Below are 14,412 nucleotides of genomic sequence, written 5' to 3'. Positions count from 1 at the left end.
GCACTTTTAGCTGAATTTCACTTATAAAAAAGGCAACACGAATGTTGCCTGAGTTATAAGAAAAAAGATACTCCACCTTAGTGTACTGTGCTTGTGCTCAAATATTGGTTAAATGCATCACGACAGCCTTCAAATTTGAGTACACACTGGTCTTCGTAGGTGCCGTTATGATTGTTACTGGCAAAGGAAATATCGACCAGATAGAGTTTTTTATTTTGATCAAGAATACGTTTTAAACTGACTTTATCACCAACGCTCAGCACGTAGTTTCCACCACCAATGATCGCCATGCCCTGTTCATCTTCGAGCAACAGGTCTGCATGATGTAAGTATCCCACAACGTTCATAATGCTGCTCCTTTTTAATTATTTTGGAGATATTTTCATTATTCGATATTTAGATAAGTATTGCTATATTTTAGATTTAGAATTTGTCACAAATTGTACAAGCCGCTTAGGCTATTTTTATAAGAAATTAGTATTAGATAAATAACTTCTTCACGCTTGCATAAAATAATTTGAATATGGCAAAGCTATAAAAAAACCGTTCCTTAGAACGGTTTATAATCTGGCAATTCGTCATGCGGTGTTGCAATACATTTTTCAGTATATTCAGCACGGATTTTTTCACGCGATTCTTTCACATCTTTGGTGATTTCATCCAATGGCATTTTATAAACGTCATCAATAATGGTCATGACGAATGCTTTGGTAGTTTCATCTTCAACCTTGCTGGCATGTTCAACAGCTTTTTCTTTCTCAATGCCATTTTGACGGTCCAGCATGATACTGCGTGCAGCATTGCCCACACTACGACAATAACCTTGCCACTGCTCTTCAGGGGTGAGTGGTTTCTTTTCGGCACAGCCAGCCAAAGCCACCAAAACAGATAAAGCAAATAACTTTTTCATGAACTTCTCCTTACGCAGGGCAATATAAAAGATCACAGCGCATTTGTCATTTAATTTGCCAAGTCCGGCTGCAACAAAAAAGCCCTCTACAGGGCTTTGTTGTCAAAATGATTTAGCCGCAGCTGGACTGAACAATTTTTCCAGTTTTTGGATCTACGGTGACCGTAACACGGTCTTCACGGAAATCCATAGTTACTGCTTGTCCCGGTTGTATCATACGCACAATTTTAGCTTTGGTTTTGGCTTTGATTTGCGCTTCACTCAGACCAGACTGACCGATCAGATTATGTGCTGCTTCAGACAGGCAGATGTCCTGATTGCTACGATACAATGCCCACTCCTCCACCACTTTACCATCTGGCAGATGGCAATAGGCCACCTGACCATCCACTTCATTATGGATATCAAGCTTCCCACCTTGATCCACACAATAAGCACTGGCAGGATTCGGCATGCCAATACGCGGTGTTTCTTCTGGTTGCTGTGCTGCACATCCTGTTAATACGGCGATCAACATGCCCAGATACATGATTCTTTTCATTGGCGATCTTCTTCTAAAGGACCATTCCGACTTAATTTAACATAGTCATACTCAAGAAAGTTTATCTAAATGTATGTAAATCAATGCTGAAGCTACTATCAGCGATAAATTATGATGCTTTTATATTGCCCTGCTGCAATTAAGCCACAAGAATACTTAGTAATCTGGTTTGAGTGATATGCAGGTTTAAGCTAAAATTTGCTTGAATTTTAAACTTTTCTGCGGCTATGCAAGATCCCCAATTCTCGCTCAAGGAATATCTCTCTACCGTGCAGGAGGTGATTAAACTCACCTTCGATACACCGGTATGGGTCAAGGCAGAGATACGCAACCTGAATATCAAGGCAGGTCATTACTATCTGGAACTGGCAGAAAAAGATCCTGACAATGATCAGGTGATTGCCAGTTGCCGTGCCACCATCTGGAAATTTGCTGCACAGAAAATTGTGACCCCGTTTGAACGGGAAACTGGGATTGAGTTAAGTCGTGATTTAAATGTTCTGATTAAGGTCAAAGCCAGTTTTGATCCGCAATATGGCTTTTCCCTGAATATCGTTGAAATAGATTCCAGTTATACCCTCGGTGATATCGCCCGACGTTATCAGGAAATCGTACAACGACTCACGGCAGAAGGTTTGATTGAACGCAACCGGCAATTACCAACACCATTCGACCTAAACCGGATTCTGGTGATTGCTCCTGAAAATGCTGCTGGTTTAGGTGACTTTAAAAAGGATGCAGATGCACTAGCGGATGCACAGGTATGCGAGTTTGTTTATCACTCGGCGACTTTTCAGGGAAATACTGCACCACAAAGTATTCGCCAAAGCCTGGCACAAGGGCTGAAACAGTGGGCAGAAGATTACACAACGGCGCCTGATTTAATCGTGATTATCCGCGGTGGTGGTGCAGTCAATGATCTGGCCTACCTGAATGATTATGAACTGGCTGCCCTACTGTGTAAGCGTAGTGTGCCAATCTGGGTTGGTATTGGTCATGAAAAAGACAGGACCATTCTGGATGAAATTGCACATCGTTCCTATGATACCCCGAGTAAAGTCATCGCTGGGATTCGCAATCACATTGTGGAGCGTGTGCAGGATGTCATTACCAATCTGCAAATTATTCAGCGTAGTTCCCGGCAGCAGATTCAGGCCTATCAAAACCAGAATGATCAATTGATGACATTGATTCAAAGTATTGCCAATGCCAAAGTCTCGGATGCTTTCAAAGAAGTTACCCAATTGAAATCCAATATCGGCAATTTGGCTCGTCAGCAAACCCGAATTGCACAACAACAGATTGAAGCCTTGTTACGTGAAACGCTGATCCAGAATCCGAAAACAGTACTTTCCAAAGGCTATGCCATCGTCCGTCAACAAGGTCATGCTGTGCGTTCTGTCCATGAACTTGAAAGTGAGGTGCAGGTCGAAATGCAGGATGGAACTTTTGCAGCCAATATCACACAGGTAAATCCACATGAATAATGACAATACTTTAAGCTTTAAAGAAGGCTATGAAATTCTGAAACGAAATGCGGAATTATTGGATGCCCAGCAGGAACCGGATATTGATAATCTGATGAAGATTGTTGAGGAATCCATGGCAGCCTATAAAGCCTGTAAAACACGTGTCGATGCAGTACAGCAAGCATTAGATGACACTTTTAAGGAATAAAATTTAAGTTTTATCTCCTATTATGTTTATTTTTTAGAGCAAGTAATAAGGTTTAAAATATAACTTAGGCTATTTTTCGAATATAAAAAGCCTTCATGAAGAAGGCTTTTTTAGATGAGAACAGTCTATTTTTGCTCTCTTAGCGGATTTTCAGGCTCTGCATTGGGTTTTTTCTCAGGCTTAACATTCTTATAAGAAGCCTGATTGCCCTTGTCATCGTTGGATTCTTTATGTGGCGTAACATCTTTATCTGATTGCTCTGATAGATTGGTCATATGTGTTCCTTTACTCAATATGCTTAACCCATAGATATGACAGATTGGAACCCAACATCAAGGCTAGAAATGTTATACATCTTTATCATTTTAAAAAGACAAGAGTTGCTTCAACTCCACAATTAAAAAAAGCCCTCACTTGAAGGGCTTTTTTTCTTTTAGAAACGCCAATTATAGAACAAGTCGATGGCTCGTTCGAGAGACTGACTCGCTTCCAGATATAGACGCTGATTCATCTGATAACGCAAAGTCAGTTTATTCACTGGGGTAAAGACACCTACACCATAGCGAATATACAGGTCTGGCGTAATATAACCAGTGACTGATACCTGGGTATCATCGCCTGTACCCTGTGCATCCAATGCCAGGCCGCTCAAACCGAAAGTACGACCAATCTGATTGGTCAATGCCCGTGTACCACCTAGACCCAAACTGATCCCCGCAGCGGCAATGGTATTGTTAACATCAGACCTGAAACTTTCAGACTGGCTTAATGCTGAACTACCTTCATTGATCCGGCCAGTGATCAAGGCATTTAATGCTTCCTGTTCAGACAAGCCGGCATCGTTATACACCTGAATCGCAGGACTTGAGGCTGTACCGGTAACACGTACACCTACGACACTACCCTGAACAGATTTGTTGGCATCAACATCCAGGGTCGGATTAGACAATGGACCGTTAAAACGGGCAATGGCACGGTTCAGATCCAGACTTTGACCATACGCTTCGATTTTTACCCGCTGGGACACACCAATCGCACCATTGGCACGCATCGCTGTTTCCAGACCACGTTGAGACAGGTTGACCCGTCCAATCAATGGAATACGGCTATCAAAGCCCTGGAAGATCACCTGGTTACCCAGTGACACCGCAACATCAGCACGAATATCCCATGGACGTGCTGATTTTAGAATTGCCAGCTGATCCTGACCTTCCTGTACAATACGGACATCTGAAGAAATATTAACAACTGGTTTAGACGCTTCCGGCATAGAAATCAAAGCACGTGGAACTTCTATTGAACCATTCAGACTGAGTTTCTTGTTAAATGGATAAAGGTCCAAAGCCAAATCTGGCGTGACGACAGCTGTAATCAGTGGTGCCTGGCGTATCAGCAGATTTTCACCTTTGAGACGTAACTGAACACGTGGATCGTTTTTCCAGTCCACCAAACCAGTCAAGCGGCCTACACCACGACCACTGTTAAATGCACCATTAATTGTCGCAGAATCCTGACGTACAGATGAATACAGTTGCACATTGGTCAGATTCACTGGCAGGGAAATCATACTGATCGCCCCATCTTTTACGCGAATCTCACCGTTTAATAATGGCTGGGTTAGTGTACCGCCGATCTTACCCGCATAAGATAAGGTGCCTTCCAGCGTACGCACATCCTGAATAAATGGCTTGAATACTTTTAGCTGTACTTCGTTAAAAGCGACTTCACCACGCATCGGTTTACTGTCACGATATGGATCAATAATGACATTGGCATATCCCGTTCCGATATCCGGTGTTTTCACATCCAGACGAATTTGCAAGCCATCTGCAACACTTTTCGCGACCAATCCGACTTCATCATATTTCAGGGTCTGCCCTAGATATTGCGGATCTTCAGCAGCTAGCCCCACCACACCATTTCGGGTGACAAGTCGCGCATCAATCTTCGGTTTCGCACCTTGCGCCCATGTTGCACGCGCGTAGCCATTGACCTTACCGGTAATTGCCAGCCCTTCAGGCATGAACGCACTAAAATCATTAAGATCCAGGTTCTGGGTCTGGAATGAGACACTACCACGTGTCTTGTTGACACGTATTGGCCGGTCAAAGCACAACTGACTTTGCTGGCTCATCCAGCAATGCGCACCGACAAACAGATCTGACTGTGCTGTGTTATAGATTACAGAAGCATTCTGACGCTGTACCAGACGCGTACGCAGAGAATCGAAATCACCATTTTGGATCTGCCCCAGCCAATTGTTTTGTGCATTAAAACCACCGGCCAACTGTACATAAAACTTGGTCAGTTTGTTTTCTGCCTGAACTTTTAAGATATGCGCTGCACGTGTCCCAGCTAGAGATATTTCACCGCGGGTAATCTGACGATTACCACTACGCAGGTTATCCATGGTTGCGGTGAGCAGGGTTGGTGTGCTTTGTGAAGTCGGCAACTGGCCTTGTACCCGGATTTTCTGCACGCTAAACAGATTATTAAAGGCAAAATCATCGACTGCAAGGTTGGTTGAAGCACGCAAACGTGGCTGCGCCTGCATATTGATATAACCATATGCACGACCACGCAGTCCTGGATATAACTCATAGAGCGCTGGCGCATTCACCTTGAGTTGAAGATTCTGTGCATTACCGGTTGCCTGAATCTGGTTACTGGCATAAGACAGGAACAGATTATTGGCTTCAAACTGCTGTGGTACAAATCCGCTCTGTTTGTTATCAATAATCATCGACAGATTACCTCTACCACGTACCGGCTTGTTATTCAGTATTCCGGCAAGATTAAGACGTTCAATCTGAATACGTTTCAACGCATCTGACCATACGCCACGGGTTTTCACATTTCCCGATAGCTCACCTTTGACACTGGACGCAAAATATTGTGGCTTAAAGCGAACCAGTGAAGCATTGATATCCCAGCCAAAACCATTCGCCAGATTCACCAGACCACTGGCATTGATCTTGCCCGCAATACCATCATGCCTGAATTCATTGATTTTCAATAATTCAGGTGTACCGGATACCTTGAATTTGAGTAGACCTTTACTTGCAGCGAACTGGCTGGCATTTAAATTGCCATCATAATTTACTGCATAGCCCTTGAAGCCACCGCCCCGTTTTTCATCATGGAATAACAATGCTGCCGTACTGCTACCGGTCAGTCGCACTGTCTCATTTTGACCAGCAAGGCGTCCTGTCAGATCGATCGCTTTTAAGTTGATAATCTGCTGATTTGGCTTGGCATAACCACTCGCTGTAACGCGACCATTGAGGCGATCGACTGGTGATGCCGCTGCCAGTGCTTGCGTATTCAGATCCTTGGCATTTAGCACAGCGCTCCATTTTAACTGGCGTTTTTTATCCGGCAGCTCTACTACGGCGTTACCGGTGAGGCCACCACTTTGCGCAGCATAATTGAAGCTCGGCACTTTGAGAATGTTATTCTTCAGATTCAGTTTCGCCTGATACATACCTGTTGGCAGCATACCTTGCTCATGGGCAGCCACCTGCGTTGCCACAAAGATGTCCTGCTGACCTTCGGTTAGCGCCAGATTTACATCTCCGGATTCGCTCTTTAACCAGCCTACATAAGGCACTGCACGGTCGATATTCTTCCATGCCACATTCATCAGCATCGGCTGGGCTTTTTTATTTTTCGCTTCGTTCTGATCCAGCTTGATGTTCCAAGTTTCATAACGATCGAAATCAACCAGCGCTGTCAGGTGTAAACCTTTTTCCAATGTGCCTTTAGAAGCGATATTTCCATCCAGACTTGGTGGCAGAAAGTCCTGCACGACCTGTGGAATCACTTTATCTTTAGGATTAAGACGATTCACACGGCCAGACACATCCCAGGTCACTTGATCATGCCAGCCGACCATACCTGCCAGACTGACTGAACCTTTCATTAATTGTCCATTAAAATCAGTAATATTCAGCTGATTGACCAGATCGGTATGCATCATGGCATTGTACTGGCCTTCCGGAATATCCTTGCCGCTCAGGTCTGTATTGAGATTAATATTCAGTTTTTTGATATCACCATTAAATTCCGCCATACCATCTTTGGAGAATAGTTTCTGATCTTCTAATATTGGCCAGTGATACTGCTCAAATTTAAGTTTACCGAACATCGGCACATGTGAATTCATCGGATGAATCACGGCCCAGCCAGTCAGCAAGTCTGGCGTATAGGTAGCAACACCGGCTTCAATAGTCTCTAAGGTACCTCGGGCTGCTATACGAATATCACGAATATTCAGGCTATTGTTTAATGATGGAATATTCAGTACGCCGGTCGCATTCAGTGGATATTTACCATGGAAGTCCATATCACCCGTGGCATCATAAACATACAGATAGCCCATATTCATACGCGAATTTTCGAAGGTCAGCTTAGTTCCCGACCAGAGTCCCTCATTAATCACCACATCATAAAAATCAACTGAGGAACTATGTGTTTTAATCAGCAGGTGATCCAGATCCAGATGATCGACCCGCAACACAAATGGCAAACGAATATCATTATAAGAAAACGGCTTATCACTTGGCGGATTCTTGCTAATGACCTGCAGATTGCGCATATCTGCATTATTTAAATGAATTTCCCGTTTGAGAATTGCTCGCCAGCCTAGAATGACATCGGCACGGTCAATTTTGACATCAACCGATTTGAGCGTCACCAGCACATTGCGCACAATAATCCCGCGCCACAGATTACCGCCTTCATATTCATAATGAATAATCTGCTGACGTTGCAGTACCTGATCCAGTAAAAACTTGCTGCCACGATCCGTCGAGAACATGATCGCCAGTGCCGCGAGTAAAAATAGAATAGAAAACAGCACCGACAGTAAGATGCTTCTTAAAATACGGCGCTTTTTAGGTAAAGGCGTATTTTCCGGCTCTGCTTCTTGTGGTTGCTGGTTCTCGACCATGTTCTTCCCAAATATCTAAAATTTTTAATCAGTTTGTTTTATAGCTGTGAGCCAATAAAGAAATGCACGCGGATTGGATGGTTATCATCCGAAATGCCTGAGGCCACATCAATACGAATCGGACCAATTGGCGATGCCCAACGCACGCCAAGACCTACCCCATATTCAGTCGGATTACTAAAGTCCTTGTCATAGGCATTTCCAGCATCTGCAAATACTGCCCCACGCCAGCCTTCCCTGAATTGATAATTATATTCCAAGGAACCAATGGCCAGGGCCTGTCCACCTACTTTAAAGCCATCGATTTCTGGTGACAGACTCTTATAATCAAAACCACGAATACTTTGGTCACCGCCAGTGAAATATCTTAAGTTATACGGTACTTTGGTAAAATCTTCAGTAAAAATATAGCCTGCATCGGCACGACCGACAAACTGATGATCAGCATTTTCACCCAGTGAATAGATAAAGCGCCAGCCAGCATTGGCAATGACCATATCTGCATCGGATAACAGTGCCTCACTTCCCAGTTCAATCTTGTAGGTCTGTCTAAAGCCTTTGGTTGGGTTTACCCGACGGTCACTGGTGGTACGAGCGATTTCATAACCGAATAATAAAGACTCTTGGGTTTCTGCAGTACTGACCAGGAAAGCATCTGGAATATCATCGGCATTCACAGTACCGTCCTGAGTCAATTGATCCAGACGATAACGCACGCCATAAGTATGCTGCCAGCTTCCTCGTGGATTTTTAATATAACGATCGGCACCAATTACGGCAGATTCGATCAAGAGTCCATCGCCTTGTGCAACATCATCACGTTCTTCACGCTCATAACCACCGACAATACTGATGTAATCATTGAGCGGGTGTTTATACGGAATATTATAGCGGCCATCAATAGACTGACGGATTCCTGAAAGCTCGAGGTTGGCATCAAAAGAATGTCCACGTTTGTTAACGATGGCACGGCGGTACTGACCCCGTAGACGTGTCCCAGTATCGGTTCCATAACCTAGACCGACTTCAGCGCTGTTTTTCTTGTCAGCATTCAAAGTCACAATCACCGGAATCTCTTTCTCTTCACGTGCTTGGGCTTTTAAACGTTCCTGCTCATTGGCCTTGGTTTCCTGCGCAGTACGCATGGCGCGTACATCCAGGTTTTCTTCCTCACGGCTACCAGCAAACTGGCTTTCATCAACCACGTTTTGGGTAACTTCCTTGGAAGAAGCCTCGGCTTTTTTCTCCTGGGCCAAAACCCCTTCAGAGATTTTTTGCTGATCGACCAGCAACTGCAGATCAGGCGCCAGTTCAAGTTCCGCTTCGACTGGGTCCGGTTTCACCGCATCAACCAGGGTATAGTTAAAATATCGTGAGTTGGTCAGATTATTGGCTAGTGTGTTTACCCGCCAGAAACGGTAATCGGCACCATCTTCCCAAGGCACCAGACTTTGCAAGATATCTGGATCTAGCGGGAATTCCTCATCCGGATCACTCATCCGGAAGGTCACCGGTCCAAGTTTATAAGGATCGCCAGTTTCATAACGCAGATTTACTTCTGCCGTATTCTGTGGCTGTGCGACCTTGACATCATGCAGCCGCCAGTGCGCATCGAAGTAGCCGTTATTACTCGCTGCTTCGACAATTCGCTCCTTGGTTTTTTCATATTCACCATGATTAAACACATCACCCACTTCCTGATCTGGCAATACACTAATGACCTGGAACTGTGGTTGCTCAGCACCAGCACCGGTAAATTCCAGGTTCTGGCTTTGAATGATGACTGGCTCATTCGGAGTTACATGCACCCTGACGCGTGATTCAGAAATTTTTTCAAAACGGAATTCGGTATTATAGAAGCCAACTGCCTGAGCAGCCTGGTTAGACAGACTACGTAATTGTGGCAATGCAGATGGAAAATCGCTAAAGGATTCCTGAGTGAAACTCGACAGTTTATTTTCAATATTCTCTGCCAGGTTTTCATAGGCCTGTATACGTGCAGCCGAACTTAATCCATTGCTCGTTTGAGTACTGCTTTCACCATTACGTATAACCACGTCTGCATCAATCCGCGGCACACTAGCTGTCATGATCTGGCGTGGCGGACGGATTTTATAAAAAAGTCGTTTAAAAATATTCGGTTTCTTGTCATCTGCCGGCGTAAGTTGCTGTGGAGAAATTTCCGGCAAGGTATTGCCTATTTCATTTGCCTGCACAATGATCTGGCTGTCAGACTGAATACTTTGCATCAGCTGATCAACATTGACTGGCGCCTGATTGATTTCCACCAGTTCCTGCTGGCTGATATCGGCAACCACGGTTTCTGTCTGCTGGGTCTGGCGATAGCTTTGTGCTTCCTGCTTGGCTTGCTCAGCCACTCGGTAAATTTCATCCGCCATCGCCTGATCAATCGGTTGAACCGGTAATTCTTCTAAATCTTCAAACTCAATCGGCTTAAATACATCCAGCTGTGCGCCTTGCTGTTCCTGCTGTTGCAGCATTTCCAGGCTGTCTATTTCATTTTCTGGCTGCAAAGCCTGTTCAATTTTCCCGGCAGCTTCGTCTTCGGAATTAGCTACACCCTGTTGCACCGCCTGCTTAGACAGTTCATCAATCATTTCCGCCTGTGAAACTGCCACGGGTGTTTCCGTTTCTGGAGTTTGTGCCATGCCATGTTGGGCCAACATCATCAAGAAAATACTCATGCACAGGCAACTGCCTGTAGGTGCAGATATGAGTGGACTCATGCTCTGACTCAGTACCGTTTCTTTAAATTTTATTTTTGCAGGCATAGCAAACTCTAAACAAATACATTCTTTAATTGATTATTTGACCGAAAAATATAAGCTAAGAAACTTGAATCTATAGGATTTTGCCATTTCCGTGGTCAAAGGTATCTTACATGATTTTTCAAGATGTTCACGCATCACTGACATTTCTTAATAAATCTTAATGTAGCACGTCCAATATGAACAATAACGAACATTTGTTAGGCTCTCGTCGCTTTTTACCCATGTTTTTGACGCAATTCTTCGGGGCGTTAAATGATAATGTATTTAAACAGGCATTATTACTGGTCATTACGTATGGATGGATTCAGCAAAGTGCGGGCATTAGCACCTTAAATAATCTTGCTGCATTACTCTTTATTTTGCCTTATTTTATTTTTTCTGCGACTGCCGGACAAATTGCCGATAAATATGAACGTTCCCAATTGATTCGTTATTTAAAGATCTTGGAAATCGTGGTGATGATTCTCGGTACTATCGGTTTCCTGATGGGTAATCTATGGATTCTACTGTTTGCGCTGTTCTTAATGGGGACGCAATCGACTTTCTTTGGTCCGATTAAATATGCAATTTTGCCAGAAGTGCTGAAGAAAGAGGAATTGATGTCAGGTAATGCACTCTTTCAGTCTGGAACTTCCCTGGCGATCCTATTCGGTATGATTCTGGGGGGTGCGGTGATTGCAGCATCGGCTGGCAATTTACTCTGGATCAGCTTAACCGTAGTGGTTATTGCCATCCTCGGTTATTTATCAAGCCGCTTTATTTTAAAGCAAAGCATTCCTGCACCTGATATTCAAATTGACTGGAACTTTTTCCGTACCAGTTTTCAAACCCTGAAATATGCCAAAAGCCTGCCTTTGATCTTTCTGATTCTGCTTGGCAACTCCTGGTACTGGTTCTATGGCGCGACCTATTTAACCCAGATTCCACAACTGACCCTGCAGAACCTGCATGCTTCTGAAAATGTTGCAAGTTTACTGCTGACTTTCTTCTCGATCGGGATTGGCTTGGGATCTTATCTGTGCCGTAGATTAGGTGGGACTGAAGTCAACATTCGTATGGTGCCAATTGGTGCAGTTGGACTGACCGTCTTTGCTATTTATCTGGCTGTCAGCATGGCCTTTATACCTGAGCGTACTGGCGAACTGCTGGGTCTGGCAGATGTATTCCGTCAGGGCTGGAGCTATTACCATGTCATGTTTGCCGTGACCTTATTGGGTATCAGTGGTGGTTTTTATATTGTTCCACTGTACGCCATGATGCAGGCACATTCTCCCCGCTCACATCGTGCACGGGTGGTTGCAGCAAATAACATTCTGAATGCAGTTTTCATGGTATCTTCTGCTATATTTTCGATTATTATTTTAAGTGTCTTAAAGTTTGATCTTAAAATACTTTTCTGTATTACAGCGGTCTTAAGCGGCATATTTACCTTATGGTTATTACTGCGCCTTAAACCGATGATCAACTCTGCACAAGCATCATTGGAGGATTAATGCATGCGTCAATTTACAGGTGTCGATAAGCTCATTCATTCTTTTGACCAGGCATTACGTAGTCTTGTCCCAGGTACGACTTCTGCACAGCGCACTAATCCTGCTGAAAATACTGATAGCCAACTGGCGGTTTCTGATGCTCGTCATGTTGCGGGTCTGATGCGGGTGAATCACAGTGGTGAAGTCTGTGCACAGGCGCTTTATCATGGTCAGGCGATGACCGCCAAACTGCCAAATGTCCGTCGTGAAATGGAACAGGCAGCAATTGAGGAACAGGATCATCTGGCTTGGTGTGAAGATCGTTTAAAAGAATTAGAGAGTCATACCAGCTTGCTGAATCCGGTTTGGTACGGTCTTTCTTTTGGTATGGGTGCCATTGCCGGAATTGCTGGCGACAAATACAGCCTTGGCTTTGTTGCTGAAACAGAACGTCAGGTCAGCCTGCATTTGCAACACCATATCAGCCAGTTACCACCGCATGATGAGCGTTCACGCCGTATTCTGGAACAGATGAATGAAGATGAATTGCATCACCGTGATACAGCATTAGCAGCGGGTGGTGTAGATCTGCCTTTACCGGTCAAAATTGCCATGACCGGCATTTCTAAATTAATGACCAAGACCAGTTATTATATTTAACCATTTAGCTAGAAAAGCCCACATTGACGTGGGCTTTTCTATGAGTATTCAATCCACAAAATACTACAAAGGTTTCAGGCTCCTATACTTAATACTTCTTACTCATCTCGGAAAGCAGATCGAGTTGTATTTCCTGTATCTGGGCCAGTCTTTCCCACTGATGCTGAAGAAGATGATCCAGTTTTTCATGTAAATGCTGGATTTCAAGTTCAGCTTTGAGGTTGATTTGATAATCATTTTGGGAACGCAATCTGTCTTTGGCTTCTTGCCGATTTTGGCTCATCATAATGACCGGCGCCTGAATCGCTGCAATACAGGAAAGTATCAGATTTAAAAGAATAAAGGGATAAGGATCAACCGGTTTGGTTACGATAACCATCGTATTTATTCCGATCCAGAGGGTAATAAAAATAGTAAAACAGATCAGAAATGACCAGTTTCCACCAAAAGAAGCAATTTTATCAGCCAATCTTTCACCAAAAGTCCACTTTTGCTCCAGGGAGGCTTCTACATCTTTGGTAATCAGCTCATGATGGCGCATGCTCTTGATCACTTCATATTCAAGATTAGTGACTTCACCCTTTTCAGACTTTAACAATGCATGAACATACTGTATGCGATATTTGGTCAAGTCTGTCTGGCAAATATAATGGTCAGGTGACCAGTCTGGAATATCTTTAGCAATCTCTTCGGTAATGACTTTTCTCACCGTTCCCATCGGGGTAAGATTTTTTAAGGAATAATATTTTCCACATACCAAGCATGGATAAGTTGCATTTTTTTCTTTCATGATTATTCTCTTTATCGTGACGCCAGCTCAACAATAAATTTGCTCTAAATTATTATTTGTATTGGTAATTTTAGTAACAAATATAAAAAGTTAAGCTCTGTTATTCGTTTATAGGTCATATAGATAAGCGAGTTTCTAGCTCACCTCTTCATAGACCGTCACATTTTCTTAAAGAAGAGGGTTGATAATAGATGTTATAATTTTACTATCTTTAAATATCCTGTTTTTTCCGGGAGTGCTAATAAAATAGATAAGGTTGCTGGTCATTCCCATCCTTTTATGGCTAATTTAAAAGCTTAAATAAAAATATTCATTAAGGTCATGTTATGGAAACAGTTATAATTCTTGTCATATTAGCGATCATTACTGTACTACTGATTATTTTTTATAACAAGAAAAAATAATCGGCGCGCTTTTCTTTAACCAGTTTTAGTCAATTCTTGTTATTTAATATAAAAAATGCGTTGATTAGCCAAGCTTAAATTATAAACCTGCCCGTCTAGGTCTCATGTCATACTAATTGAATTTGATCCGTTCCGGTTTAATTTTCAGTTCATACATATAGCCAATATCACCATCGCACTTCTCTTCGGACAGTTGTTAACCCAGCATATATATC

The 14,412-nt window shown here is 43.3% G+C and carries 11 protein-coding genes; 4 read left to right on the top strand and 7 right to left on the bottom strand.

Annotation, left to right across the window (positions count from 1 at the left end):
* Positions 1 to 77 precede the first annotated feature (77 nt).
* The 3 genes from ACTJIX_RS10775 to ACTJIX_RS10765 all read right to left on the bottom strand — a co-directional run bounded on the left by ACTJIX_RS10775 (position 78) and on the right by ACTJIX_RS10765 (position 1,451).
* Positions 78 to 347 carry a hypothetical protein gene (locus tag ACTJIX_RS10775; RefSeq protein ID WP_004815762.1) on the bottom strand — a complete coding sequence of 90 codons (270 nt, stop codon included), beginning with the start codon at positions 345 to 347 and terminating at the stop codon, positions 78 to 80.
* A 203-nt stretch (positions 348 to 550) separates the two neighbouring features.
* Positions 551 to 910: a hypothetical protein gene (locus tag ACTJIX_RS10770; protein WP_004892990.1), complete on the bottom strand. Its 360-nt coding sequence runs from the start codon at positions 908 to 910 to the stop codon at positions 551 to 553.
* A gap of 112 nt (positions 911 to 1,022) precedes the next feature.
* Positions 1,023 to 1,451, bottom strand: a complete 429-nt coding sequence (locus tag ACTJIX_RS10765) for an I78 family peptidase inhibitor (protein ID WP_004892989.1) — start codon at positions 1,449 to 1,451, stop codon at positions 1,023 to 1,025.
* Between the two features lie 227 nt (positions 1,452 to 1,678).
* Between ACTJIX_RS10765 and xseA the strand changes: the two genes are divergently transcribed.
* The gene (gene xseA, locus ACTJIX_RS10760; protein ID WP_004892988.1) at positions 1,679 to 2,938 is read left to right on the top strand and encodes an exodeoxyribonuclease VII large subunit; all 1,260 of its coding nucleotides are present in this window, start codon (positions 1,679 to 1,681) and stop codon (positions 2,936 to 2,938) included.
* Positions 2,931 to 3,128, top strand: a complete 198-nt coding sequence (gene xseB, locus ACTJIX_RS10755; protein ID WP_004892985.1) for an exodeoxyribonuclease VII small subunit — start codon at positions 2,931 to 2,933, stop codon at positions 3,126 to 3,128. Before xseA ends, xseB begins: the two co-directional genes overlap by 8 nt.
* A gap of 125 nt (positions 3,129 to 3,253) precedes the next feature.
* Here the strand turns inward: xseB and ACTJIX_RS10750 are convergent, their stop codons facing one another.
* The 3 genes from ACTJIX_RS10750 to ACTJIX_RS10740 all read right to left on the bottom strand — a co-directional run bounded on the left by ACTJIX_RS10750 (position 3,254) and on the right by ACTJIX_RS10740 (position 10,871).
* Positions 3,254 to 3,403, bottom strand: a complete 150-nt coding sequence (locus ACTJIX_RS10750) for a hypothetical protein (protein WP_004892982.1) — start codon at positions 3,401 to 3,403, stop codon at positions 3,254 to 3,256.
* 158 nt (positions 3,404 to 3,561) lie between these two features.
* A complete protein-coding gene (locus ACTJIX_RS10745) occupies positions 3,562 to 8,079 on the bottom strand; it encodes a translocation/assembly module TamB domain-containing protein (RefSeq protein WP_004892977.1) in 4,518 nt (1,505 codons plus the stop codon).
* A 38-nt stretch (positions 8,080 to 8,117) separates the two neighbouring features.
* Positions 8,118 to 10,871, bottom strand: coding sequence for an autotransporter assembly complex protein TamA (locus ACTJIX_RS10740; RefSeq protein ID WP_004892972.1), 2,754 nt, complete (start codon positions 10,869 to 10,871; stop codon positions 8,118 to 8,120).
* A 176-nt stretch (positions 10,872 to 11,047) separates the two neighbouring features.
* Here ACTJIX_RS10740 and ACTJIX_RS10735 point away from each other — a divergent pair, with 176 nt between their 5' ends.
* The gene (locus ACTJIX_RS10735) at positions 11,048 to 12,364 is read left to right on the top strand and encodes an MFS transporter (RefSeq protein ID WP_004892970.1); all 1,317 of its coding nucleotides are present in this window, start codon (positions 11,048 to 11,050) and stop codon (positions 12,362 to 12,364) included.
* A gap of 3 nt (positions 12,365 to 12,367) precedes the next feature.
* Positions 12,368 to 13,003, top strand: a complete 636-nt coding sequence (coq7, locus tag ACTJIX_RS10730) for a 2-polyprenyl-3-methyl-6-methoxy-1,4-benzoquinone monooxygenase (protein ID WP_004815744.1) — start codon at positions 12,368 to 12,370, stop codon at positions 13,001 to 13,003.
* An 88-nt stretch (positions 13,004 to 13,091) separates the two neighbouring features.
* Here the strand turns inward: coq7 and ACTJIX_RS10725 are convergent, their stop codons facing one another.
* Positions 13,092 to 13,793, bottom strand: a complete 702-nt coding sequence (locus ACTJIX_RS10725; protein ID WP_004892968.1) for a DUF1003 domain-containing protein — start codon at positions 13,791 to 13,793, stop codon at positions 13,092 to 13,094.
* Positions 13,794 to 14,412 lie beyond the last annotated feature (619 nt).

Origin of the sequence: Acinetobacter sp. 22323 (assembly GCF_052044895.1) — a bacterium.
Lineage (GTDB): Bacteria > Pseudomonadota > Gammaproteobacteria > Pseudomonadales > Moraxellaceae > Acinetobacter > Acinetobacter schindleri.
The sequence above is the reverse complement of the archived record's forward strand: the minus strand, read 5'-3'. Positions and strand labels throughout refer to the sequence as shown.

Bases quoted from the DNA above. Each gene is read 5' to 3' on its own strand.
- ACTJIX_RS10745 (WP_004892977.1), bottom strand. From the start codon at position 8,079: ATGGTCGAGAACCAGCAACCACAAGAAGCAGAGCCGGAAAATACGCCT.
- ACTJIX_RS10735 (WP_004892970.1), top strand. From the start codon at position 11,048: ATGAACAATAACGAACATTTGTTAGGCTCTCGTCGCTTTTTACCCATG.
- ACTJIX_RS10740 (WP_004892972.1), bottom strand. From the start codon at position 10,871: ATGCCTGCAAAAATAAAATTTAAAGAAACGGTACTGAGTCAGAGCATG.
- ACTJIX_RS10770 (WP_004892990.1), bottom strand. From the start codon at position 910: ATGAAAAAGTTATTTGCTTTATCTGTTTTGGTGGCTTTGGCTGGCTGT.
- ACTJIX_RS10765 (WP_004892989.1), bottom strand. From the start codon at position 1,451: ATGAAAAGAATCATGTATCTGGGCATGTTGATCGCCGTATTAACAGGA.
- ACTJIX_RS10750 (WP_004892982.1), bottom strand. From the start codon at position 3,403: ATGACCAATCTATCAGAGCAATCAGATAAAGATGTTACGCCACATAAA.
- xseA (WP_004892988.1), top strand. From the start codon at position 1,679: ATGCAAGATCCCCAATTCTCGCTCAAGGAATATCTCTCTACCGTGCAG.
- coq7 (WP_004815744.1), top strand. From the start codon at position 12,368: ATGCGTCAATTTACAGGTGTCGATAAGCTCATTCATTCTTTTGACCAG.
- ACTJIX_RS10725 (WP_004892968.1), bottom strand. From the start codon at position 13,793: ATGAAAGAAAAAAATGCAACTTATCCATGCTTGGTATGTGGAAAATAT.
- xseB (WP_004892985.1), top strand. From the start codon at position 2,931: ATGAATAATGACAATACTTTAAGCTTTAAAGAAGGCTATGAAATTCTG.
- ACTJIX_RS10775 (WP_004815762.1), bottom strand. From the start codon at position 347: ATGAACGTTGTGGGATACTTACATCATGCAGACCTGTTGCTCGAAGAT.